Below are 24,087 nucleotides of genomic sequence, written 5' to 3'. Positions count from 1 at the left end.
GGAGTCGACCGTCGGCCCACTTGCGCAGCGTTCTTTTTCGGTCTACTCCCGCCCTCAACAGATGTCAACGGTACCCCGTCTATGCGCAACTGAACGGGTGTTGCATAGGTCTTCGTACTTGGTTATTTCGGCTGTGCAACAACGGATTTCGAGCACTCGGTCGCGACTTCACAAACCGATAAGACCGGCTAATCACTATCGACGGTTTTGGTTGGAGTACAAACCTTTTGCAAATCATTCGCAAAAGTCTCAAACGATTCAGGCTTCGAGATCTTAGGCGAAGCGTCGTAGCCAGCCGAACCAGGCGCCCATGCCGGCTCCGGTGCGCGCACTGACCGGCAGGATCGCTGCGGTCGCATTGACTTGGCGAACATGCGCGATGTACGAGTCGACGTCGACGTCCAAATGCGGCACCAGGTCAATCTTGTTGAGCAGCACGACATCCACCGATCTGAACATCACCGGATACTTCAGGGGCTTGTCCTCGCCTTCGGTGACTGAGTAGACCATCGCCTTGGCGTGCTCGCCGACGTCGAACTCCGCCGGGCAGACCAGGTTGCCGACGTTCTCGATGATCACCAGGTCCAGCGCGGGAAGGTCGAGGCCCGGTAGCGCGCGGTTGACCATGGGTGCGTCGAGATGGCATTCGCCGCCAAAACCATTGCTGGTGTTGAGCAGTGACACCTGGGCGCCGCGACCGCTGAGCTTGGCCGCATCCAGGTCGGTGGCGATGTCGCCTTCGATCACTCCGATCGCGAACTCGCCGGCGAGCTCGTCCAGCGTTGCCTGCAGCACGGTCGTCTTTCCCGACCCCGGTGAGCTCATCAGGTTGAGCGTGCGGACCCCGTTGCTCTCGAACGCTGCCCGGTTGGCGTCGGCGAGAACGTCATTCTCGGCGAAGATCGCCTCCAGCACGTCGATACGCTGCCTGCCCGTCTGGTAGCGACTGTGGTCCCCATGGTCTTGCTGATGTGGATCGTGATCGTGCTCGTGGGTGTGCACGGTTCCGTCGTCGTGCCGATGAAACCTACCCATCGTCAACACCTTTCATGAGACGTCCAACGACGTCACCAGGAATTCGTCGCCGCGCAGCACCTCGACATCGGAGCTGTCGCACCGCGGACACCAGATCGACCAGGCCGACGTGATCTCTGACTGCTCACCGCACGACCGGCAGCGCACCTCGGCGCCGACGCACTCTAGTTCCAGCTCCGCGTCGGGCATATCCTCGGAATCCCGGACGAGTGTCCAGCAGAACGACAGCGATTCGGGTACCACCTGACGAAGAGCGCCGATCCGGACCCGGACGACGTCGACGTGGCGGCCATCGGCATGCGTTTTGACCACACCAGCGATCGCTTCGCACAGCGACAGCTCATGCATCGCTGGTCACCGGCCCGACGGCGCACGGTTAAGGCGGCCCATGAAACGTTTCTACACCCGGGTCGCCGCGGTGGTAAGCGGTGTTAGTTTTCGGCCGCCGGGGTCCACTTCTCTTCGATGTGGCCGTAGCGCCAGACCAGCAGGGCGATGGCCCAGGTGACGACGAACATCCCGACGACGACGAAGCCGACGGCGTTGAGGTCCAGGCGGCCAAGCCAGTCCCAGAACGGGCCCCGCCAGCCGAGTTGGCCGGCGAACAGTCCGAGCAGTTCGATGCTGCCGATGAGTAGCGCGACGGCCACCGACAGCCCGGTGATGGTGATGTTGTAGTAGATCTTGCGCACCGGGTTGGAGAAGGCCCAGCCGTAGGCGAAGTTCATGAACGAGCCGTCGACGGTGTCGAGTAGGCACATGCCCGCGGTGAACAGCACGGGCAGACAAAGGATGGCGTACCACGGCAGCCCGGCCGCCGCGCTGGTGCCGGCCAGGACCAGTAGCGCGATCTCGGTCGCGGTGTCGAAACCCAGTCCGAACAGCAATCCAACCGGATACATGTGCCATGACTTGGTGACCGATTTGGTGAAGCGGCCGAGAAACCGGTTGAGCAATCCGCGGTTTTGCAACTGTTGTTCGAGTTCGGATTCGTCGTAGTGGCCGCGACGCAGCCGGGCGAACACCCGCAGGATGCCGACCAGGACGATGACGTTGAGGATGGCGATCAGATACAGGAACACGCCCGAGACGCTGGTGCCGATCAGGCCGGTGTAGTGGTGCAGCTGTGAGGAATCGTCCTCGACCGGCCCGATGATGGCCCTGACCCCGGTCGCCAGCAGCAGCGCCAGCCCGAACACCACCGTCGAGTGGCCCAGCGAGAAGAAGAATCCGGTGGCAAGGGGGCGCTCCCCGTCGCTCATCAGCTTGCGGGTGGTGTTGTCGATGGCGGCGATGTGGTCGGCGTCGAAGGCGTGCCGCAGGCCCAGGGTGTAGGCCGTCAGCCCAACGCCAATGCCAAATGCCTTGCCGCCCAAGCTAAGCCGTGCTGGCTCCACGATGTACACCAGGGTGACCCAGCCGAGAAGGTGTAGCGCGACGATCACCGCCAGCATGAGTGCCAGGCGCGACCACTCCGCGGGCGACAGGGTGTTGCGCAGCCGAGACCACACAGTCCCGACTGTAGGTTCGTGCCTGCGTTCGATGCAACTGACTTGCAGGAACCGTTCACGCCGGGCGTGCTGTTCGGCACTGGCAATCCCGGGTGGCTGGCGGGAGACTGAACGGGTGACGTCAAAGCTGTCGGCCCTGGATCCGGCCGTCACGGAACGGATCGGTGACTTTCTGCGCGCCCGCGGGCTGCGACGGATGGCGTCGCGGATCCAGGTGCTTGCGGTGCTCGAGCCGGTCAACGGGCACTTGCCGGTGGCCGAGATCCACCAGCGGCTGCGCGCGTCGGTGCCAGCCGGCGCCCAGCCGCCCGACCTGGCGACCATCTACCGCACGGTGACCACCCTGGTGGGCCAGGGTGTGCTGCACGCGTTGACCCTCGACGACGGTGTCACTACCTACGGGCTGGCAATCGCTCCCCATCACCACGCGGTCTGTACCCAATGCGGCTCGATCATCGAGGTGCCCGCGCGGCAGCTGAGCTCGGCGCTAGAACACGCGATGGCGGGCAGTTCCTTCGCGCTGTCGGAGCGGGCCGGCTTGACGCTGCGCGGTTTATGCCCGCAGTGCCAGGAGCGCTGACGTCACCGCAGGTCCAGTAGCGCGTTTTCCACCACCTCGGGCAGCGCCGGGTGAATCCAGTACTGGCCGCGGGCCATTTGCGGGGCGGTCAACCCGAAGCTCATCGCCTGGATCAAGGGCTGGATGATCGACGACGCCTGGTAGCCCATGATGTGCGCGCCCAACAGGCGCCCGGTGCCGCGCTCGGCGACGAGCTTGACGATCCCGGTGGTGTCCTCCATCGCCCAGCCGTACGCGACGTCGCCGTAGTCCTGGATCTTGACCGAGATATCGAAGCCCTTTGCCACGGCATGGTTTTCGGTCAATCCGACGGTTGCCAGCTGGGGGTCGGTGAACACCGCCGACGGTACGTACCGGTGGTCGGTGACGGTCATCGACTCGGTGTCGTCCCAGTCGCAGCGCAGATTGTGTTGCACGACGCGGGCCTCGTGGTTGGCGACGTGCTTGAGCTGATACGGCGACGAGACGTCACCGAGTGCGAAAACCCCACGCGCGGAGGTGCGTTGGTATTCGTCGACCACCACCCGGCCGTCCTCGACATCGACTCCGGCCTGCTCGGCATCCAGCCGATCGGCATTGGACACCCGGCCGGTGGCCACCAGTAGCAGGTCGGCATCCAGCGTGGAACCATCGTCGAGCTCCAGCGTGACGCCAGAGCCGCGGTTCGCGGCGCTGACGACGTTGCGGTGCGTGCGCAGGTCCCATTTCCTCGACGCGCTGCGGGTGAACCGTTCGCAGATGGTGTCGTCGTAATGCCGCAACATTGTGCCGCCCCGGATCACCAGGGTGACCCGCACGCCCAGCGCGGAGAAGACATGGGCGAATTCCGCTGCGACGAAACCGCTTCCGATGATCGTCAGCCGTTCGGGCAGTCCGGTGATACGCATGATGGTGTCGCTGGTGTGATAGGCGACGCCGGACGCGAGGATGGCCGGCGGGATCATCGGCCGCGAGCCCGCCGCGATCACCACCTGATCGGCGGTGAACTCTTCACCGGCGTCGGTGCGCAGCAGATACCGCCCGTCGGCCTGAACCGGTCCCAAACGGGTGTGTTGGGCGTACACGTCGATATTGGGGGCCGAGCGGCGATAGTCCTCGCCGGACAAGGCGATCGGGTCGATGCGCCCGAAGACCCGCGAGACGATGTCGTGCCAACGCACACCGTCGATGTGCGCGTCGACGCCGTACCGCGTTGCGGCGCGAATCGTCTCGGCGACATCGGCGGCGTAGACGAACATCTTCGTCGGGATGCATCCGACGTTGAGGCAGGTACCGCCGAAGGTGCCCTGCTCGCAGATCGCGGCCCGTTTGGCGGCATAACGCTCATCGAGAATGCAGTTGCCCGAACCGGTTCCGATAATCGCGATGTCGTAGGTTTCCATCGTAGTGGGCTCCTCAGCCTTTCCCCGGCGATGCCGGGGCGTCGGTGTTGTCGCGAGTCTTCAGGTATTCGTCCAGCCAGCGGTCCAGTCGGCGATAAGCGATCTGGCGCGGCTGCGGCAGCGACAGGAAGACATCGTGTTTGGCGTCTGGCACCGGAACGATGGTGCTGCGGTTGCCGATACAGCCGGCCCACCGGGCGATCTGGGTGACGTCGAGCACCGCGTCGCCGCGTTGCAGGGAGCTAGGATCGGCGGTTTCGCGCACGCTGCGATCCGACCGCAGGATCAGGTTGGGCACTCCGACATCGAGTCCGCGATGCAGCCGGGTCTGGCCGCGCCGCACCGCATGCAGCCAGCCGAAGGTGATCGGAAAGCCGCCCAGCGGTTTCCATTGCAGGTTGTAGTCGAAGTCCCCGTGGTAGTCCCGGTGCAGGCTGGAGCCGTATCCGCCCTTACTCGTTCCCCGGGCCACCCCTTTGGTGCGCAGTCGCGACAGCGCGGCGATAGTCGCCCCCGTCACGCCCGCCCGCAGGATCGCCGGGCCGTGCAGGTCCAGGAACGGGCTGTTGAGCACCAGGCCGGACACCCCCGCGCCGGCCCCAGCGGCGGCAGCACCGCGTCGACGTAACCGGTCCAGCCACAGCGACACGATCAGCCCGCCGGCGGAGTGGCCATACACCAGGATGCTCGGGGAGGAAGCCTGCTCGCCGATGACCGCCAGGGCGCGTTCGAGTTCGGCGTCGTAGCGGGCGAGGTCGGTGGTGAAGTGCGGCGTTTGGCTGGCCTGTCGCGACCGGCCGCACTTGCGCAGGTCCAGCGCGTAGAAGGTGAAGCCGCGGTCCGCGAAGTGATCGGCCAGCTCGGTGTGGAAGAAGTAGTCGGTGTAGCCGTGCACCGCCAAGACCGCATGCGCTCGCCCGGTGGCGTTCTCGGCCTCCCCACGGCGGACCAGGGTGGCGACTATGTCGCCCTCACCGTCCGGATCGGGCCCGAGTGGGATCGTGCACTGCCAGTAGCCGGGCAGGACGTCGGGCACCCAGCCAGTCACCAGGTCAGCTTAGAGCGTGGTCACGGCGCCGCCCGCCACACCCGTCGCGATAACCTGGGGGACCGGCACACAGCTGCGGGGAAGGACCACGAGGGTGTCAGGGTTAGCCAGAGCCGACGTCGTGCTAGTGGGCGCGGGCATCATGAGCGCCACGCTCGGCGCGTTGCTGCGGCGGCTGGAGCCCGACTGGTCCATCACCCTGATCGAGCGGCTAGACGCCGTTGCCGCCGAAAGCAGCAGCCCCTGGAACAACGCCGGCACCGGGCACTCCGCGCTGTGCGAAATGAACTACACCCCGCAACTCCCGGATGGATCGATCGACATCACCAAAGCGGTGGTCATCAACGAGCAATTCCAGGTCACCCGCCAATTCTGGGCGTACGCCGCAGAGAGCGGCATCCTGACCGACGTACGCAATTTCCTCAACGCGGTCCCGCACGTGAGTTTCGTCCACGGAGCCCAGGGCGTCGATTACCTGCGACGGCGGCAGCGGGCGCTGGCCCACAACCCGCTGTTCGCCCGCACCGAATTGATCGACGACCCGGCCGAGTTCGCCCGCCGTCTCCCGTTCATGGCCGCCAAACGCGACTTCGCCGAGCCTGTCGCGCTCAACTGGGCCGCCGACGGGACTGACGTCGACTTCGGTGCGTTGTCGCGGCAACTCATCGGCTTTTGCGTGCGCAACGGCACCACCGCGCTGCTCGGTCACGAGGTCCGCAACCTGTCCCGTCAGCCCGACGGCAGCTGGACGCTGACGGTGCGCAATCGCCGCACCGGCGAAAAGCGCAAGCTGAACGCCAAATTCGTCTTTGTCGGGGCCGGTGGTGACGCCCTGCCGCTGTTGCAGAAGTCCGGCATCGCCGAGGTCAAAGGGTTCGCCGGGTTCCCGATCGGCGGCCGCTTCCTGCGTACCGACGACCCGGCGCTGACCGCCGCTCACCGGGCCAAGGTGTACGGCGTCCCCGCGCCGGGTGCTCCGCCGCTTGGGGCGCTGCATCTGGACCTGCGGTTCGTCAACGGCAAGGCGTGGTTGGTGTTCGGGCCGTACGCCGGCTGGTCACCCAAGTTTTTGAAGCACGGGCACGTCACCGATCTGCCCCGGTCGGTCAAACCGGACAACCTGCTCGCAATGCTGGGCGTCGGCGTCACTCAGCTGACGCTGCTGAACTATCTGATCGGTCAGCTGCGGCTCTCCGAACCCGACCGCGTCCGCACGTTGCGCGAATTCGCTCCTAGCGCAGTCGATTCGGACTGGGAGCCCACGGTGGCCGGTCAGCGAGTGCAGGTGATCCGGCGAGACAGGCGCACAGGCGGTGTGCTCGAATTCAGCACGACCGTGGTGAACTCGGCCGACGGCAGCATCGCCGGACTGCTGGGCGGGTCCCCGGGGGCATCGACCGCCGTGCCGATCATGCTCGACGTGCTACAGCGGTGCTTCAAAACGAGGTGGGCCAACCGATATCAATCCTGGCTGCCCACGCTCAAAGAGATGGTGCCATCGCTGGGGGCCGAGCTGTCTCGCGAACCCGCGCTGTATGACGAGGTGTGGTCCTGGGGAACTAAGGTACTGCAGCTGGAGGCCGTCTCATGACACGCGCCGGCGACGATGCGGAGCGAAGCGATGAGGAGGAGCGGCGCCAATGACACCCGCCGGCGACGATGCAGAGCGAAGCGATGAGGAGGAGCGGCGCCAATGACAGAAGCTTTGCGCCGCGCATGGGCCAAAGACCTTGACGCCCGAGCCCTTTACGAGCTGCTCAAGCTGAGAGTAGAGGTCTTCGTCGTTGAACAGGCCATCCCGTATCCCGAACTGGACGGGCGCGACCTGCTCGCCGAAACCCGGCACTTCTGGCTGGAAAGGCCCGACGGCGAGGTGATCTGCACGCTGCGGTTGATGGAGGAGCACGCCGGGGGCGAAAAGGCGTTCCGGATCGGGCGGCTGTGCACCAAGCGCAGCGCGCGCGGCCAGGGCCACACGACCCGGTTGCTGCGTGCCGCCCTGGCCGAGGTGGGCGACTACCCATGCCGGATCAACGCGCAGACCTATCTGGCCGACATGTACTCCCAGTTCGGATTCGTCCGCGATGGTGACGATTTCGTCGACGACGGCGTTCCGCATGTGCCGATGCTGCGGCCCGGGTCCGGTCTGGCGGAGCAACCGTGAGGCCGTATCCGTTCAGCGCGATCGTCGGACAAGACCAACTGCGGCTCGCGCTGCTGCTGTGTGCGGTGCGCCCGGAGATCGGCGGGGCGCTCATCCGCGGCGAGAATGGCACCGCCAAGTCGACGGCCGTGCGCGGGCTCGCCGCGCTACTGGCAGCCGCGTCGGGACGCGACCCGGCAGATGCGGGCGCCGGCCTGGTCGAAATGCCGTTGGGCGCCACCGAGGACCGGGTGATCGGTTCACTGGACCTGCAGCGGGTGCTGCGCGACGGTGAGCATGCGTTTTCCCCTGGGCTGCTGGCTCGTGCCCATGGCGGCGTGCTCTACGTCGACGAGGTCAACCTGCTGCACGATCACCTGGTCGACGTGCTGCTCGACGCCGCCGCGATGGGACGGGTGCATATCGAGCGCGACGGCATCTCCCATTCGCACGAGGCCCGGTTCGTGCTGATCGGGACGATGAATCCCGAGGAGGGCGAACTGCGTCCGCAGCTGCTGGACCGGTTCGGTCTCACCGTCGAGGTGCACGCGTCGCGTGATATCGACGTGCGGATGGCTGTGATCCGGCAGCGGATGGCCTATGAGGCCGACCCGGACGGGTTCGCCGAGCGCCATGCCGAAGCCGACGCCGAGCTGGCCCGGCGGATAGCCGACGCGCGGGAACTGGTCGACGATGTGGTGTTGCCGGACAACGAGTTACGCCGCATCGCCGCACTGTGCGCGACGTTTGACGTCGACGGGATGCGGGCCGATCTGGTGGTGGCCCGCACCGCCGCCGCCCACGCGGCCTGGCGCGGCGCGCTGTCCGTCGAGGAGCAGGACATCCGGGTGGCGGCCGAGTTGGCATTGCCGCATCGGCGGCGCCGACACCCCTTCGACGATCCCGGCCTCGACCGCGATCAGCTGGACGACGCACTGGCGCAAGCCGGTACCGAGCCGGAGCCCGACCCCGACCCGCCGGGAGGCGGTCAGCGGGCTAATGACCCTGCATCGCAACCGAACTCGCACTCAGCCGGCAAGCCGCAGCCGCTGAGCCCAATGGGCGACGACCCGCCGCGCCCGGCTTCGCCGCGCTCGCGATCGTCACCGAAACCCAGCGCGCCGCCGTCCGAGACCTTCCGCACCCGAGCGCTGACCGTCCCGGGGGTCGGCGAGGGTGCGCCGGGGCGACGGTCGCGGGCCCGCAACGTCTCCGGCCGGGTGGTGACCGCCACCGACGGCAGCGATCCGGGCGCGCATGGACTGCACCTGTTCGCCACCCTGCTGTCGGCGGCCGAGCGTGCCGGTGCCGGGCCGCTGCGGCCACAGCCCGACGACCTACGCCGCGCGGTTCGCGAGGGACGCGAGGGCAACCTGGTGATCTTTGTCGTCGACGCTTCCGGTTCGATGGCCGCACGCGACCGCGTGGCCGCCGTCAGCGGCGCCACCCTGTCGCTGCTGCGCGACGCCTACCAGCGGCGCGACAAGGTCGCGGTCATCACGTTCCGCGGCCACGAGGCTCGGCTGTTGCTTCCGCCGACGTCGTCGGCGCACATCGCGGGGCGGAGGCTGGCCCGGTTCGACACGGGCGGCAAGACGCCGCTCGCCGAGGGCCTGCTGGCGGCGCGTGAGCTGATAGTCCGGGAAAGGGTGCGTGACCGGGCCCGACGGCCCCTTGTGGTGGTGCTCACCGACGGGCGGGCGACCGCCGGGCCGGACCCTTTGGGCCGCAGCCGGATAGCGGCGGCACGGCTGGTCGCCGAGCGCGCAGCCGCGGTGGTGGTGGACTGCGAGACGTCGTATGTGCGCCTGGGGCTGGCCGGGCAGTTGGCTCGCCAGCTCGGCGCCCCGACCGTGCGACTGGAGCAGTTGCACGCTGATTGCCTGACGCGGGCCGTGCGCAGCGCGGCCTGAGCCGGAAGGGTAAGCGCTTATGCCACAGGGTCGTCCGCTGCAAGTGCCCGATGACGGCCTGACCACCCGTGCCCGGCGCAATGCGCCGGTGCTGGCGGTGCACACCGGCGACGGCAAGGGCAAGTCGACGGCGGCATTCGGAATGGCGTTGCGGGCCTGGAACATTGGCCTCGATGTCGGGGTATTCCAATTCGTCAAGAGCGCCAAGTGGAAAGTAGGCGAGGAGGCGGCCTTCCGCCAACTCGGCCAGTTGCACGACCAGCATGGCGTCGGTGGCGCCGTCGAATGGCACAAGATGGGCGCGGGCTGGTCCTGGATACGTGCGTCACGTAAGGGAGGTGGCGAGTCCGATCACGCGGCGGCGGCAGCCGAGGGCTGGGCGGAGATCGCGCGGCGGCTGGCCACGCAGCGCCACGACTTCTATGTGCTGGACGAATTCACCTATCCGCTCAAGTGGGGCTGGCTCGACGTCGACGACGTGGTGGACGCGTTGGTGGCCCGGCCGGGTCACCAGCATGTGGTGATCACCGGACGCGACGCCCCGCCGCGGCTGGTCGAGGCCGCCGATCTGGTGACCGAGATGACCAAGGTCAAACACCCGATGGACGAAGGACGTAAGGGCCAGAAGGGCATCGAATGGTGAGTGTGGCCCCGTCATCCCGCGAGCTGGGCGCACCTCCCACCCGCGAGCTGGGGGCACCTCCCGCTTGCGGGGGAGCGTGTCCGCACGCTGACACGCCGCGTGGCGTGTCATTCTGTGCACGCTCGCGGCATTGGGTCATAAAGTGACCCGAGTCCCCGCGATCGTTGTCGCCGCGCCCGCGTCGGGCAGCGGAAAGACCACGGTCGCAACGGGTTTGATCGGAGCGCTGCGGCAGGCGGGGCATACGGTGGCGCCGTTCAAGGTGGGCCCGGACTTTATCGACCCCGGTTATCACTCGCTGGCCGCGGGCCGGCCCGGCCGCAACCTCGATCCGGTATTGGCGGGGGAGCACCTCATTGGCCCGTTGTATGTCCACGGCGCGCGCGGCGCGGACATTGCCGTGGTGGAAGGCGTGATGGGCCTTTTCGACGGGCGCATCGGACCGGCCGCAGCATCCCCGGCGGCGGGGTCCACCGCGCAGGTGGCCGGTCTGCTCGGAGCTCCGGTGCTCCTGGTGGTCGACGCACGCGGCCAGAGTCACAGCATCGCCGCACTGCTGCACGGCTTTTCCACGTTCGACACCGCAACCAGGGTCGTCGGTGTGATCCTCAACCGAGTCGGATCGGCCAGACACGAGCACGTGCTGCGGCAGGCCTGCGAGCAGGTCGGCGTCCCGGTGCTGGGCGCCATTCCACGCACGGCTGAATTAGAGCTGCCGACAAGGTATCTGGGCCTTGTCACCGCGGTCGAGTACGGCCGGCGCGCCACGTCCGCGGTGGCGGCGATGACGGCCCTGGTGGCTCGACACGTCGACCTGGCCGCGGTGGTCGCCGCAGCCGGGGGCGGCTCCGGCGACCCGCCGTGGGATCCCGCCGCGGCCACCGGGGAGGGGGCGTGTGCCACCGTCGCCATGGCCAGCGGGAAGGCATTCAGCTTCGGCTATGCCGAACACGCCGAGCTGCTGCGGGCCGCCGGCGCTGAAGTGGCCGAGTTCGATCCGCTCACCGACCGGTTGCCCGACGGCACGGACGCGGTATTGCTACCGGGCGGTTTTCCCGAGCAGTTCGCCGCCGAGCTGTCCGGCAACGATGTCGTCCGCCGGCAGATCAAGGAACTCGCCGCGGCAGGGGCGCCGATACATGCCGAATGCGCCGGACTGATCTACCTGGTCTCCGAGCTCGACGGACATCCCATGTGTGGGGTGCTGGCCGGTTCCGCGCGGTTCACCCCGCAGCTCACGTTGGCCTATCGCGACGCCGTCGCAGTCGCTGAATCGGTGTTGTATTCCGCCGGCCAGCGAGCGGTAGGACACGAATTCCACCGAACCGCAGTCACATTCGCCGATAGCTACCAGCCGGCTTGGGTGTACGGCGGTGAGGACATAGACGCGGTGCGAGACGGTGTCGTGCACGCCGGCGTGCACGCGTCGTATCTGCACACCCATCCTGCCGCGGCGCCGGAAGCGGTGGCGCGCTTTGTCGCACACGCCGCCACGCACCATAGGCTTGCCCGGTGACCGAGAACCCCTACCTGGTTGGGTTGCGGCTGGCCGGCAAAAAGGTCGTCGTGGTCGGCGGCGGCACGGTCGCGCAGCGTCGGTTACCCCTACTGATCTCCAGCGGCGCAGATGTGCACGTCATCTCTCGCACCGCCACCCCCGCCGTCGAGGCGATGGACGAAATCACCCTGACGGTGCGGGAATACCGCGACGGCGATCTCGACGGTGCCTGGTACGCGATCGCGGCCACCGACGATGCGCACGTCAACGCGGCCGTCGTCACCGAGGCCGAACGCCGCCGGATCTTCTGCGTCCGCGCCGACATCGCCGTCGAGGGCACGGCGGTGACGCCCGCGTCGTTCACCTACGCGGGGTTGTCGGTAGGCGTGCTGGCCGGCGGGGAGCACCGTCGTTCAGCGGCGATCCGGTCGGCCATCCGCGAGGCGTTGCAGACGGGGGCCATCACCCCCGAAATCTCCGTGAGCTCAGTGAGCTCCGACGTTGTGCGCGGCGGGGTCGCCCTGATCGGCGGGGGCCCCGGCGATCCCGAGCTCATCACTGTCCGCGGCCGCCGTCTGCTGGCCCAGGCCGACGTCGTGGTGGCCGACCGGCTGGCGCCACCCGAACTGCTCGCCGAGTTGCCGCCACACGTGGAGGTGATCGACGCCGCCAAGATCCCGTACGGCCGGGCCATGGCGCAGGACGCGATCAACCAGGTGATGATCCAGCGGGCCCGATCCGGCAGCTTTGTGGTCCGCCTCAAGGGCGGGGACCCGTTCGTCTTCGCCCGCGGCTACGAGGAAGTGCTGGCGTGCGCCGCCGCCGGCATCCCGGTGACCGTGGTGCCAGGTGTGACCAGTGCCATAGCTGTGCCCGCTGCGGCGGGCGTTCCCGTCACGCATCGGGCCGTAAATCACGAGTTTGTGGTGGTCAGCGGACATCTCGCGCCCGACCATCCAGAATCGTTAGTGAATTGGAATGCTTTGGCTGCAATGGCAGGCACCATTGTTTTGCTGATGGCGGTCGAGCGCATCGAACTTTTCGCGGATGTCCTGATTAAAGGCGGCCGACCTGCGGATACGCCGGTGCTGGTGGTTCAACACGGGACGACGCCCGCGCAACACAGTTTGCGGGCCACCCTTGCCGACGCGCCGGAGAAGATCCGCGAGGAAGGAATTCGACCTCCCGCGATCATCGTGATCGGGCCCGTGGTAGGCCTGAGCGGCGTTCGGCGTTTAAAGAATCCTTAAGATTACTGTAAGGTAACTCGTCATGACGGCTCTCAACGACACAGAGCGCGCGGCCCAGAACTGGACCTCTGCGCGCCCGGATCGTCCGGCCTCGGAGCGCACGTCGCGACCGGCGGAGACCGCCTCAGAACGTACGAGCAGGTATTACCCCACGTGGCTGCCGTCGCGCCGCTTCATCGCCGCGGTTATCGCGATCGGCGGCATGCAGCTGCTGGCAACCATGGACAGCACCGTCGCCATCGTCGCGCTTCCTAAGATTCAGAACGAGCTCAGCCTGTCCGACGCGGGCCGTAGCTGGGTCATCACCGCGTACGTGCTGACGTTCGGCGGGCTGATGCTGCTCGGCGGCCGCCTTGGCGACACCATCGGGCGCAAACGCACCTTCATCGTCGGCGTTACCCTGTTCACCATCTCCTCGGTGCTGTGCGCGGTGGCCTGGGACGAGGTGACGTTGGTCATCGCCCGGCTGTCGCAGGGCGTCGGGTCGGCCATCGCGTCACCGACCGGCCTGGCGCTGGTCGCAACGACCTTCCCCAAGGGTCCGGCGCGCAACGCCGCGACGGCGGTGTTCGCCGCGATGACCGCGATCGGTTCGGTGATGGGTCTGGTGGTCGGCGGGGCGCTGACCGAGTTCTCCTGGCGGCTGGCGTTCCTGGTCAACGTGCCAATCGGCCTGGTGATGATCTACCTCGCCCGTACCGCGCTGCGCGAGACCAACAGGGAGCGGATGAAGCTCGACGCCACCGGGGCCATTCTGGCCACGCTGGCCTGCACCGCTGCCGTCTTCGCCTTCTCGGTGGGTCCCGAAAAGGGCTGGGTCTCGTTGACCACCATCGGCTCGGGCGTGGTGGCGCTGGGGGCCGCAATCGCCTTCATCATCGTGGAGCGCACCGCCGAAAACCCCGTTGTGCCGTTCGACTTGTTCCGCGATCGCAACCGGCTGGCCACGTTCGCGGCGATCCTGCTGGCTGGCGGCGTCATGTTCAGCCTGACCGTCTGCATCGGCCTGTATGTGCAGGACATCCTGGGTTACAGCGCGCTGCGCGCGGGCGTTGGCTTCATCCCGTTCGTCATCGCGATGGGTATCGGCCTGGGCGTCTCCTCGCAGCTGGTCTCACGGTTTTCGCCTCGGGTCCTGACGATCGGCGGTGGATGGCTGTTGCTGGGCGCCATGCTGTACGGCTCGATGTTCATGCACCGTGGCGTGTCCTACTTCCCCAACCTGGTCATGCCGATCGTCATCGGTGGCATCGGTATCGGCATGGTCGTCGTGCCGCTGACGCTGTCGGCGATCGCTGGTGTCGGTTTCGACCAGATCGGCCCGATATCGGCGATGACGCTGATGCTGCAGAGCCTGGGCGGGCCGCTGGTGCTGGCCGTCATCCAGGCCGTGATCACCTCGCGCACGCTGTACCTGGGCGGTACCACTGGCCCGGTGAAGTTCATGAACGACGCCCAGTTGAACGCGCTCGACCACGGCTACACCTACGGCCTGCTGTGGGTGGCCGGAGCGGCCGTCCTCGTCGGCTGTATGGCGCTGTTCATCGGCTACACCCCGGAGCAGGTTGCCCACGCGCAGGAAGTCAAGGAAGCGATCGACGCCGGGGAGATCTAGCTCCCAGCGCCGCGTTGGCGGCGTGTCTATAAGCAACCGGGGCTTGTCTGATGGCGACCCGCTGCGCCCGGCTCCGCCGCGCTTGCGATCGCCATCTAGGCTTGCGCGCTGTGATCACCCGGATGTCCCAGCTGTTCCTGCGCACCCTGCGTGATGATCCGGCCGACGCCGAGGTGCCCAGCCACAAACTGCTGATCCGGGCCGGGTACATCCGGCCCGTCGCGCCCGGGCTGTACAGCTGGCTGCCGCTGGGGCTGCGGGTGCTGCGCAACATCGAACGCGTAGTGCGCGACGAGATGAACGCCATTGGCGGGCAGGAGATCCTGTTTCCCGCCCTGCTGCCGCGTGCGCCGTACGAGACGACGAACCGGTGGACCGAGTACGGCGACAGCGTGTTTCGGCTTAAAGACCGCCGCGGCAACGACTACCTGTTGGGCCCGACACATGAGGAACTCTTCACCCTGACCGTCAAGGGCGAATACAGTTCCTACAAGGATTTCCCGCTACTGCTCTTCCAGATCCAGAACAAATACCGGGACGAGGCGCGGCCGCGCGCGGGCATCCTGCGCGTCCGTGAGTTCGTGATGAAGGATTCCTACTCCTTCGACATCGACGACGCCGGGCTGAAAGCCGCCTACCACGCGCATCGTGAGGCCTATCAGCGCATCTTCGAGAAGCTCAAGGTGCGCTACGTCATCGTCTCGGCGGTGTCGGGAGCAATGGGCGGCAGCGCCTCCGAGGAGTTTCTGGCCGAAAGCCCGGTCGGTGAGGACACCTTCGTGCGCTGCCTGGAGTCGGGCTACGCGGCCAACGTCGAGGCCGTCGTCACCGCCCGCCCCGAGGCGCGTCCCATCGACGGGCTGCCCGAGGCGGTGGTCCACGACACCGGCGACACCCCGACGATCGCCACCCTGGTGGACTGGGCCAACGAGGCTGGACTGGGCCGCACCGTCACGGCCGCCGACACACTCAAAAACGTCCTGCTCAAGGTCCGTCAGCCCGGCGGGGACTGGGAGCTGTTGGCGATCGGGCTGCCGGGGGACCGTGAGGTTGACGAGAAGCGGCTGGGCGCGGCGCTGGAACCGGCCGAATACGCGCTGCTCGGTGACGACGACTTCGCCAAGTACCCGTTTCTGGTCAAGGGATATATCGGGCCGAAGGCGTTGCACGACAACGACGTTCGCTATCTTGTCGACCCGCGGGTGGTGGACGGCACCAGCTGGATCACCGGGGCCGACGAGCCCGGCCGGCACGTCGTGGGACTGGTGGCCGGCCGGGACTTCAGCGCCGACGGCGCCATCGAGGCCGCCGAGGTGCGTGACGGTGATCCGTCTCCCGACGGTGCCGGTCCGCTGGTGTCGGCCCGTGGTATCGAGGTCGGGCACATCTTCCAGCTCGGTCGCAAATACACCGATGCCTTTTCCGCCGACGTGCTCGGCGAGGACGGTAAGCCGGTGCGGCTGACCATGGGCTCCTACGGCCTCGGGGTGTCGCGGCTGGTGGCCGTCATCGCCGAGCAGCACCATGACGAGCTGGGTCTGCGCTGGCCGTCGGCGATCGCGCCGTTCCACGTCCACCTGGTGATCGCCAACAAAGACCCCGAGGCCCGGGCCGGGGCCACCGCACTGGCGGCAGACCTGGATCGGTTGGGTGTCGAGGTGCTACTCGACGACCGCCAGGCATCGCCCGGCGTCAAGTTCAAGGACGCAGAGCTGCTGGGCGTGCCCTGGATCGTCGTGGTGGGCCGGGGCTGGGCCGACGGCGTGGTCGAGCTGCGCGACCGATTCGGCTCGCAGACTCGCGAGCTGGCTGTCGGCAGCGCACTGGCAACCGATATCACGACGGCGGTCACGGGTTAGCGCCACCGGCGAAAGTTGCTGCAAGCTTCCAACACCCTGCCCTGATCGGGCTACGCTATGAGTTGCCGTCGAGCAGACCGATGACGACCGGGCAAACACCCGGCCCCCGTTTGGCGGGAGGCAGCTCATGTCGTTTGTAATCGCGGTCCCGGAACTGGTGACGACGGCGGCGTCGGATTTGGTCGATATCGGTTCGACAATCAGCGCGGCCAACAATGCGGCGGCAGCCCCGACGGTCGGGGTGCTGGCCGCGGGCGCCGACGAGGTGTCGGCTCAGATCGCGGCGTTGTTCGGCGCGCATGCGCAGGGCTATCGGGCGCTGAGCGCCCAGGCCGCGGCGTTTCACGAACAGTTCGTGGGGCTTTGCGCGCGGGCGCGGCGGCGTATGCGAGCAGCGAGGCCGCCAACGCTTTTCCTCTACAGGCCGTGCAGCAGGATGCGCTCAACGCCGTCAATGCACCCGCGCAGGCGCTGCTTGGGCGCCCGCTGATCGGCAACGGCACCAAGAGCACCACGCCGGGGGTGCCCGGCGGGCCCGGCGGGCTGTTGTTCGGTAACGGCGGCAACGGTTATAGCGGCACCACCGCCGGACAGGCAGGGACCAGTGGCGGAAACGCCGGGCTGATCGGCAACGGCGGGGCCAGCGGTAACGGCGGCACCGGCGGGCTGCTGATGGGCAACGGCGGCAACGGCGGCAGCCCCGCCGCGCTCAACCACCCCGGGCCGGGCGGCAACGGCGGCAACGCCGGGTTGATCGGCAACGGCGGGAACGGCGGCAACGGCGGCAACGGCGGCGACGCCCCGATCTTCAGCGGGGCGAACGGCAATCCCGGCGGTCACGCAGGTAACGGCGGGCTGCTGCACGGCAACGGCGGCAACGGCGGGGCCGGCGGCGAGGGCGCCGTCCCACGAGCCCCGGCCCCGGTGGGGCCGGCAGTGCCGGCGCCGAGGGCGGACACGGCGGGCTAATCGGCAACGGCGGGACCGGCGCGGCCGGCGGGAACGGCGGGTTCGGCGGCGCCGCCGGGCTGATCGGCACCGGCGGGGCCGGCGGGAACGGTGGGCTGGGTGGATCCCCCGCGGCAAAGGGAGGCATCGGTTGTCATGGCGGCGACGGCGGGATGCTGTACGGCAATGGTGGGGCCGGGGGTGCTGGCGGAATCGGCGGGTCCACGTCCGGCGGTCTGGGAGGCGCGGGAGGTAACGGCGGCGACGCCCGGCTGATCGGGCGTCGGCGGAGCCGGTGGGACCGGCGGGCAGGGCGGGTTTGGCAATGCCGTAGGTGGTGCCGGCGCCACCGGCGGTAACGGCGGCGCCGGTGGGGCCGGCGGGATCGGCGGGATCGGAAGCTTTGGGGCTGGCGGCGCCGGCGGCAACGGGCCCGCCGGCGCGATGCTGATCGGCGCCGGCGGGGCCGGCGGGTCCGGCGGGGCAGGCGGGTCCGGCACCATCAACGGTCACGGCGGCAACGGTGGTAGCGGCGGCGACGCCGTCCTGATCGGCAACGGCGGTGACGGCGGGGCCGGTGGCGGTGGTCCCGGGACCCCGGGGTCAGGCGGTGACGGCGGCACCGGCGGGAAGCTGTTCGGCAAACACGGCGAAACGGGCCCACCGGGCTGACGCCTGGGCAGGACGAAAATGGCGAAACATCCGGCGATCGGCCGGCATCGCATTATCGTCTGACCCGTGGCGCAAGGGGGCGAACCACGAATGTCTCGACAAGCTCACGCTTGTCGGTTGCAGCGTGGTGACGCAAGGCGCCAGTGGCCATCCACTTTTGCCGTGATACCGGCCGTGGGTTTCGGGACTGGCTGGCGTGGGCAATCGGGTTTCACCGATCGCCGTCATTTCTCTGTCGTCGGTCGTTTCTCGCTGGGCAGGAGCCGCTAAAGGCTGATCGAGCCGTAAAGGGCTGATTGAGAAGGGAGCAGTGATGAACTTTTCAGTGTGGCCGCCCGAGGTCAACTCGGGGCTGCTGGTCGATGGGCCGGGTTCGGCGCCCATGTTGGAGGCGGCGGCGGCCTGGGACGGTATCGGCACTGAGTTGGGCTCAGCGGCAAACGCATTCAGCTCCGTGATCTCCGAACTGGCGGCCGAGGCCTGGCAAGGCCCGTCGTCGGCGTCGATGACGAACGCCATCACCCCGTATGTGGGCTGGCTGGGAAAGGCGGCCGCGCAAGCCGAACAGTCAGCAGCTCAGGCCCGGGCGGCGGCCTCCGCCTTCGAGGCAGCTCTGGCAACGGTCGTCGACCCCGCTTCGATAGCGACCAACCGCAGCCAGCTGTTGTCGCTGGTGCGCTCGAACCTGTTCGGTCAGAACGCCCCTTCGATCGCGGCCGCCGAGGCTGCCTATGAGCAGATGTGGGCTCATGATGTCGCCGTGATGAGCGGGTATCACATGGATGTTGCGGAGGCGGTCGCGCAGTTGGCGTCCTGGGAGCAGCCGCTGCAAAATCTGCCCGGGCTATCAAGCCAGGGCGCCAAGGCCATCGCCGACGCGGCTGCCCTTGTGCCGCAGGAAGTTCGGCAGACCGCTACAGCGGCGAGTACCGCGGCCAACGGATTCGTCAACAAAATCGTCATCGACATTTTCGGGACCGGGCCCTCCCTGCCGGCCCCTGCCACGCTCAATCCGGTTTTCGTCGGCGCGCCGTCACTGCCAAACAGAATCGAAGTCGCCGGGCTGTGGGTGGTAAAGGATTTTGTGGAGCCCTTTATCGACAATCAACTCGCAAACCCCAGTTCCCCACTTTTAGCGCTGTTTGCCAGCAACGTCCCGCCGATAAAGCTGTTTATCGGCAACACCCCGCCAAAATTCTTGCCGTTGCTGTTCGGAGAAACGGTCCAGCAGACAACATATGACGGGATGAGCGTCGTGCAGATCACCCCGGCCCATCCTGACGGCCACTACGTGGTCGCCATGCACGGTGGCGCCTTTATCTTCCCGCCCTCGATTTTCCACTGGTTCGATTACACCCACATGGCTTACCAGACCGGCGCGACCATCGAAGTGCCGATCTACCCGTTGCTGCAGCAAGGAGGCACCGCCGGCGTGGTGGTACCCGAAATGGCCGGCCTCATCTCCTCGGAAATCGCTGCACACGGGGCCTCCAACGTCAGCGTGTACGGTGACTCCGCCGGCGGCACCCTCGCGCTATCGGCCGTCGAATACCTGGTGGCCAACAACGAAGCCGTACCGGCGTCAATGGTTTTGCTGTCTCCCTGGCTGAATGTGGCGCTGAACAATCCGAACATTGCATTCGTCCACGATCCCCTGCTCCCCGTTGGGCCCGGGCAACAGATCGGCAAGGAGTGGGCAGGCGGTCTTCCGGAGAACGACTATCTGGTGAGCCCGCTGTATGGGTCGCTCAAGGGACTCCCGCCGACGTCCGTCTACTCGGGCTCCCTGGATTCACTCGGACCCGACGTGGTTGTCCTCGATGAAAACGCCGCAACCCAAGGAGCCCCGTTCGGCTTCGTGCTCCGAACTGGCGAAATTCACGACTGGATTCTGCTCAGCCCGGACGGCTTCGGCTATCTCCCGCAGATCGAGCAGGAACTCGGTATCTAACCGCTATTCCCCGCTATACCCCGCTATTCGTTGCCGCCCGGGAACGTCGTGGTGATGGGCCAAGCGCCCAGTGTCCGGTTCCATCGAGCGGCCATGACGGCGCTCTGGGTCAGGGCCGTCGCGCCGAACGCGCGGTCGTCCGCCGTCTCGGCGTGCTCGACGACCGCTCGCCAGGCCGTCGCACCGTCGTTTTCCATCCGCACCGCGAGGCGCGCCGCGTCGGCCGGGCTGCCGACCAGCATCGGCAGCTGGTAGCCCGCGGCAGCGACCGGGGGAGTGACCTTGCGGGCGGCCAGCATCGCGATGACGTCGTCGCGGCGTTGACGATGTTGCAGCAGCGCCTGCAACACCAGGTCGTTGACGCTGGGAGGCGACAACGCGGACACGATGCCGTAGCCGTAGATGGTCGAGTATTCGATTGCCAGCGCGTCGCTCAGTGCCGCATTGTCCGCGTCCTTGCCGGTGGTCATATCGACGGCCCCCCGGGCACCAGCGCGACCGTGTACGACGCGGTGCAGGAGGCGGCGATGGAGGCGAGCAGCCCCGCCCGGTAGCCCGACGACGTGGCCGCCAGGCGACCGGCGCTCTCGGCCGAGGCGCGCAACGCATCGATCACATCGGATACCGGTGGTGGCGGCGGCGGTGGCGGTGGTGGCGCCGCCGCGCCCGTTGGGCTGGGACTGGAGCTGGCCGTTTCGCTCGTCGAGGATGTCAGCTTGTTGGCGACCCGGGAGATCTCCGTAGACAGCGCCCGCGCATGTGCGGCACGTTGCGTGGCCACCACGGTGAGCGCGGCCGCGATCTGCGGCGCCAAGCCGATGGGCGTGGCGGCGGCGGAGGCGAGCGTACTGTCACGCCAGGCCTGATCCCGGGGCCCGAGCAGGTCCTCGGCCGCCGGGGGCTTGGGCGGTGACTGGCTGCATGCGGACACGCCCACCCCGAGCACAGCGAGGGCGGCACCACCAGCGAGCACACCCCGCCTGCTGATGACAGGTACTGCGCTGGGCACAGCAACATCCTGCCATCAGGACCCGCGCCGACGCCGGTAGGCACGAGTCGGCACGATGCCGCCACCTTGACAGGTGACGTAAAGGCCGATCACGGCGTTAATCGCGGTTCTGAGGCGTATCGTTGATAGCTGGTTCTCGCGGAACACGAGGGGGTGCGTACCGGCGGGCGCCGAAAGCAGACCTGCTGACCGGACAACTCAAGATGAGGAGCTCGCCTTGACCACCGGGCTACCTACGCAGACGCAGGTAATCGAGCTACTCGGTGAAGAGTTCGCGCGCGCCGGTTACGAGATCGAAGACGTGGTCATCGACCCGCGAGCCCGCCCGCCGCGCATTACCGTGATCGCCGACGGTGACACCGCGCTGGACCTGGACACGATCGCCACGCTCTCGCGCTCGGCGTCGACGTTGCTGGACGGTCTGGATAGCCCGGATGTCATAGCCGACCGCTATGTCCTTGAGGTGAGTTCGCCCGGCGTGGAGCGCCCGCTGACCAGTGAGAAGCACTTTCGCCGCGCCCGTGGCCGCAAAGTCGAGCTGTCGCTGGCCGATGGATCACAGCTGACCGGTCGAGTCGGAGAGACGCGCGGAGACGGGGTCGCACTGGTGGTCCGCGACGGCCGGAACTGGACGATGCGCGAGATCCCCCTCGCGGGAATTGTGAAAGCTGTTGTCCAGGTTGAGTTTTCGCCGCCGGCACAAGCGGAGTTGGAACTGGCGGGTCAGGTCGGTGGGACGGAGGCCGGAGTATGAACATCGACATGGCCGCGCTGCATGCGATCGAGGTCGATCGGGGAATCTCGGTCAACGAGTTGCTCGAAACGATCAAGTCCGCGCTGCTGACCGCCTACCGGCACACCCAAGGTCACCAGATCGACGCGCTAATCGAGATCGACCGCAAGACCGGTGTCGTTCGGGTGATCGCCCGCGAGGTAGACGAGGACGGCAACGTCATCAGCGAGTGGGATGACACTCCCGAGGGTTTCGGGCGGATCGCCGCTACCACCGCACGTCAGGTGATGCTGCAGCGGTTCCGCGACGCCGAGAACGAGCGCACCTACGGCGAGTTCTCCACCCGCGAGGGCGAGATCGTCGCGGGCGTCATTCAGCGTGACAGCCGGGCCAACGCCCGCGGGCTGGTCGTCGTCCGGATCGGCAGCGAGACCAAGGCCTCCGAAGGGGTCATCCCGGCCGCTGAACAGGTGCCCGGCGAGAGCTACGAACACGGCAACCGGGTGCGGTGCTATGTGGTCGGTGTGACGCGCGGATCCCGTGAGCCGCTGATCACGTTGTCGCGCACCCACCCCAACCTGGTGCGCAAGCTGTTCTCGCTGGAGGTGCCGGAGATCGCCGAGGGGTCGGTGGAAATCGTCGCGGTGGCCCGGGAGGCCGGCCATCGCTCCAAGATCGCGGTGCGGTCGAACGTGCCCGGGCTGAACGCCAAGGGCGCCTGCATCGGCCCGATGGGGCAGCGGGTGCGCAACGTGATGAGCGAGCTGTCCGGGGAGAAGATCGACATCATCGACTACGACGAGGACCCGGCCCGCTTCGTCGCCAACGCGTTGTCGCCGGCGAAAGTGGTCTCGGTGTCGGTGATCGACGAGACCGCCCGAGCCGCCCGCGTGGTGGTACCCGATTTTCAGTTGTCGCTGGCGATCGGCAAGGAGGGTCAGAACGCGCGGCTGGCCGCCCGGCTCACCGGGTGGCGCATCGACATTCGCGGCGATGCGGCGACTAGTTCCGAGGCGCACTCCGAGAACCAGCCCGACCACGGAGCCAGCCACGGGATGGCACACGACCGCTGAGGCATTGAAGTCGCGGATTGCCCGGTGACGGCCGCCTCCGGGCTGATTCTGACCATCGGTCAAGTGACGCTAGACTGAGCCGTGATCCAGCGCGAGCCTTCGGCCCCCGACACATGGGCGCACCGAAACACCGATGGACCGGTGCGGACGTGTGTCGGGTGCCGAAAGCGAGAGCTGGCCGTCGAACTGCTTCGAGTGGTGGCTGTGTCGAACGGGAACGGCGATTTCGCCGCGATCGTTGATGCAGCGCGTAGCCTTCCGGGGCGGGGTGCGTGGCTGCATCCCGTGCCGCACTGCGTGCAGCAGGCGATTCGGCGGCGAGCTTTCACCAAAGCGCTGCGCATCGCCGGCTCACCGGATACATCCGCGGTGGTCGAGCACATCGAGCTTCTCGGTGTGCCCGATCTCCCCGGCAACAGAACAGGTAGCAAAGAACATGAGCACACCGTGAAGTCCCGATGACAATGCGTCATAGCTAAACCCGAGGCGCGGCCCACGACTGTCGCCTCTTAGACAGGAGATGTAGTGGCAGGTAAGGCCCGCGTACACGAGTTAGCCAAGGAACTCGGTGTTACCAGCAAGGAAGTTCTCGCCCGGCTGAATGAACAGGGCGAATTCGTCAAGTCCGCATCGTCGACGGTAGAGGCGCCCGTCGCCCGCCGGTTGCGCGAATCGTTCGGCGGCAGCAAACCGGCACCCGCCAAGGGCCCGGCCAAAGTCGCCGACAAATCCGCTAACCAAGGCCTGGAGAAGTCGCTCGACAAGGCTCTCGACAATGCGATCCCCAAGGCCTCCGGCAACGGCGAGGCGACCGGCGCGCAGGCTGGGATTCCGGGACAGACCCCTGGCACCGGCTCAGTCGCAACCGCGCCCGCCGCCCCGGCTTCCCCCCAGGCGCCCACGTCGGTGCCGTCGCCCACACGGCCGGCGCCGCCCACCCCCGGGCCCACCCCGGGACAGCCGCCCGCTCAGGCCTCCCCTCATAGCGGGCCCCCTCCCGGTATGACTCCCGGCCCGCGTCCCGGGCCTCCAGGACCTATGCCCAAGCCGGGGATGCGCCCCCCGCGCGTCGGCAACAACCCGTTCTCGTCGGCGCAACCGGTCGACCGGCCCATCCCGCGCCCGCCGGCGCCCCGCCCCGGGGCCGCCAGGCCAGGGGCGCCCCGTCCGGGCGCTTCGCCCGGCAGCATGCCGCCCCGTCCCGGTGGTGCCGGCGGGCCCGCC

The 24,087-nt window shown here is 67.6% G+C and carries 21 protein-coding genes and 1 pseudogene; 15 read left to right on the top strand and 7 right to left on the bottom strand.

Annotation, left to right across the window (positions count from 1 at the left end; all coding sequences use genetic code 11):
* Positions 1-273 precede the first annotated feature (273 nt).
* From hypB to ACLP9N_RS08125, 3 genes are all read right to left on the bottom strand, one after another.
* Positions 274-1,035: a hydrogenase nickel incorporation protein HypB gene (gene hypB, locus ACLP9N_RS08135; protein ID WP_442406910.1), complete on the bottom strand. Its 762-nt coding sequence runs from the start codon at positions 1,033-1,035 to the stop codon at positions 274-276.
* A 12-nt stretch (positions 1,036-1,047) separates the two neighbouring features.
* Positions 1,048-1,383 (bottom strand): hydrogenase maturation nickel metallochaperone HypA, encoded by a 336-nt coding sequence (locus tag ACLP9N_RS08130; RefSeq protein ID WP_442406909.1) that lies wholly within the window; start codon positions 1,381-1,383, stop codon positions 1,048-1,050.
* Positions 1,384-1,466: 83 nt separating this feature from the next.
* Positions 1,467-2,579: a HoxN/HupN/NixA family nickel/cobalt transporter gene (locus ACLP9N_RS08125; protein ID WP_442406911.1), complete on the bottom strand. Its 1,113-nt coding sequence runs from the start codon at positions 2,577-2,579 to the stop codon at positions 1,467-1,469.
* Between the two features lie 82 nt (positions 2,580-2,661).
* Here ACLP9N_RS08125 and ACLP9N_RS08120 point away from each other — a divergent pair, with 82 nt between their 5' ends.
* Complete coding sequence (locus ACLP9N_RS08120) at positions 2,662-3,126, top strand: Fur family transcriptional regulator (protein ID WP_442406908.1); 465 nt, start codon at positions 2,662-2,664, stop codon at positions 3,124-3,126.
* 2 nt (positions 3,127-3,128) lie between these two features.
* Here the strand turns inward: ACLP9N_RS08120 and mtr are convergent, their stop codons facing one another.
* Both mtr and ACLP9N_RS08110 read right to left on the bottom strand, forming a co-directional pair.
* Entirely contained in the window at positions 3,129-4,508 is a 1,380-nt protein-coding gene (mtr, locus tag ACLP9N_RS08115; protein ID WP_442406907.1) for a mycothione reductase, read from the bottom strand.
* Between the two features lie 13 nt (positions 4,509-4,521).
* Positions 4,522-5,556: an alpha/beta hydrolase gene (locus tag ACLP9N_RS08110; RefSeq protein WP_442406906.1), complete on the bottom strand. Its 1,035-nt coding sequence runs from the start codon at positions 5,554-5,556 to the stop codon at positions 4,522-4,524.
* A gap of 94 nt (positions 5,557-5,650) precedes the next feature.
* Here ACLP9N_RS08110 and mqo point away from each other — a divergent pair, with 94 nt between their 5' ends.
* The 10 genes and pseudogenes from mqo to ACLP9N_RS08060 all read left to right on the top strand — a co-directional run bounded on the left by mqo (position 5,651) and on the right by ACLP9N_RS08060 (position 20,048).
* Positions 5,651-7,147: a malate dehydrogenase (quinone) gene (mqo, locus tag ACLP9N_RS08105; RefSeq protein WP_442406905.1), complete on the top strand. Its 1,497-nt coding sequence runs from the start codon at positions 5,651-5,653 to the stop codon at positions 7,145-7,147.
* A gap of 102 nt (positions 7,148-7,249) precedes the next feature.
* The gene (locus tag ACLP9N_RS08100) at positions 7,250-7,720 is read left to right on the top strand and encodes a GNAT family N-acetyltransferase (protein WP_442406904.1); all 471 of its coding nucleotides are present in this window, start codon (positions 7,250-7,252) and stop codon (positions 7,718-7,720) included.
* Positions 7,717-9,612: a magnesium chelatase subunit D family protein gene (locus ACLP9N_RS08095; RefSeq protein ID WP_442406903.1), complete on the top strand. Its 1,896-nt coding sequence runs from the start codon at positions 7,717-7,719 to the stop codon at positions 9,610-9,612. The genes ACLP9N_RS08100 and ACLP9N_RS08095 overlap by 4 nt, the downstream gene beginning before the upstream one ends.
* 19 nt (positions 9,613-9,631) lie before the next feature.
* On the top strand, positions 9,632-10,255 hold the full coding sequence (cobO, locus tag ACLP9N_RS08090; RefSeq protein ID WP_442406902.1) for a cob(I)yrinic acid a,c-diamide adenosyltransferase: 624 nt from the start codon (positions 9,632-9,634) through the stop codon (positions 10,253-10,255).
* A 142-nt stretch (positions 10,256-10,397) separates the two neighbouring features.
* Entirely contained in the window at positions 10,398-11,771 is a 1,374-nt protein-coding gene (locus ACLP9N_RS08085) for a cobyrinate a,c-diamide synthase (RefSeq protein ID WP_442406901.1), read from the top strand.
* On the top strand, positions 11,768-13,003 hold the full coding sequence (cobA, locus tag ACLP9N_RS08080) for a uroporphyrinogen-III C-methyltransferase (protein WP_442406900.1): 1,236 nt from the start codon (positions 11,768-11,770) through the stop codon (positions 13,001-13,003). The genes ACLP9N_RS08085 and cobA overlap by 4 nt, the downstream gene beginning before the upstream one ends.
* Before the next feature lie 22 nt (positions 13,004-13,025).
* Positions 13,026-14,618, top strand: coding sequence for an MFS transporter (locus ACLP9N_RS08075; protein WP_442406899.1), 1,593 nt, complete (start codon positions 13,026-13,028; stop codon positions 14,616-14,618).
* A 110-nt stretch (positions 14,619-14,728) separates the two neighbouring features.
* Entirely contained in the window at positions 14,729-16,477 is a 1,749-nt protein-coding gene (locus ACLP9N_RS08070; protein WP_442406898.1) for a proline--tRNA ligase, read from the top strand.
* Positions 16,478-16,604: 127 nt separating this feature from the next.
* Positions 16,605-18,097: pseudogene (locus ACLP9N_RS08065) on the top strand (PE family protein).
* Positions 18,098-18,410: 313 nt separating this feature from the next.
* Positions 18,411-20,048, top strand: coding sequence for a PPE family protein (locus tag ACLP9N_RS08060; RefSeq protein WP_442406897.1), 1,638 nt, complete (start codon positions 18,411-18,413; stop codon positions 20,046-20,048).
* A gap of 23 nt (positions 20,049-20,071) precedes the next feature.
* On the opposite strand, the gene ACLP9N_RS08055 is transcribed toward ACLP9N_RS08060, so the two are convergent.
* Both ACLP9N_RS08055 and ACLP9N_RS08050 read right to left on the bottom strand, forming a co-directional pair.
* A complete protein-coding gene (locus ACLP9N_RS08055) occupies positions 20,072-20,518 on the bottom strand; it encodes a ferritin-like domain-containing protein (RefSeq protein ID WP_442406896.1) in 447 nt (148 codons plus the stop codon).
* Positions 20,515-21,057 carry a hypothetical protein gene (locus ACLP9N_RS08050; RefSeq protein ID WP_442406895.1) on the bottom strand — a complete coding sequence of 181 codons (543 nt, stop codon included), beginning with the start codon at positions 21,055-21,057 and terminating at the stop codon, positions 20,515-20,517. Before ACLP9N_RS08050 ends, ACLP9N_RS08055 begins: the two co-directional genes overlap by 4 nt.
* A gap of 217 nt (positions 21,058-21,274) precedes the next feature.
* Here ACLP9N_RS08050 and rimP point away from each other — a divergent pair, with 217 nt between their 5' ends.
* From rimP to ACLP9N_RS08030, 4 genes are all read left to right on the top strand, one after another.
* Positions 21,275-21,811, top strand: a complete 537-nt coding sequence (gene rimP, locus ACLP9N_RS08045) for a ribosome maturation factor RimP (protein ID WP_442406894.1) — start codon at positions 21,275-21,277, stop codon at positions 21,809-21,811.
* Complete coding sequence (gene nusA, locus ACLP9N_RS08040) at positions 21,808-22,863, top strand: transcription termination factor NusA (RefSeq protein WP_442406893.1); 1,056 nt, start codon at positions 21,808-21,810, stop codon at positions 22,861-22,863. The genes rimP and nusA overlap by 4 nt, the downstream gene beginning before the upstream one ends.
* 204 nt (positions 22,864-23,067) lie before the next feature.
* Positions 23,068-23,325, top strand: a complete 258-nt coding sequence (locus ACLP9N_RS08035) for a YlxR family protein (protein WP_442406892.1) — start codon at positions 23,068-23,070, stop codon at positions 23,323-23,325.
* Positions 23,326-23,388: 63 nt separating this feature from the next.
* On the top strand, positions 23,389-24,087 hold a 699-nt coding region (locus ACLP9N_RS08030; RefSeq protein WP_442406891.1), incomplete at its 3' end, for a translation initiation factor IF-2 N-terminal domain-containing protein.

The organism is Mycobacterium sp. (genome assembly GCF_052144515.1).
In the GTDB taxonomy this organism is placed as follows: Bacteria; Actinomycetota; Actinomycetes; order Mycobacteriales; family Mycobacteriaceae; genus Mycobacterium.
Note: the sequence above shows the minus strand (reverse complement) of the source record. Positions and strands in the feature narration are given on the sequence as shown.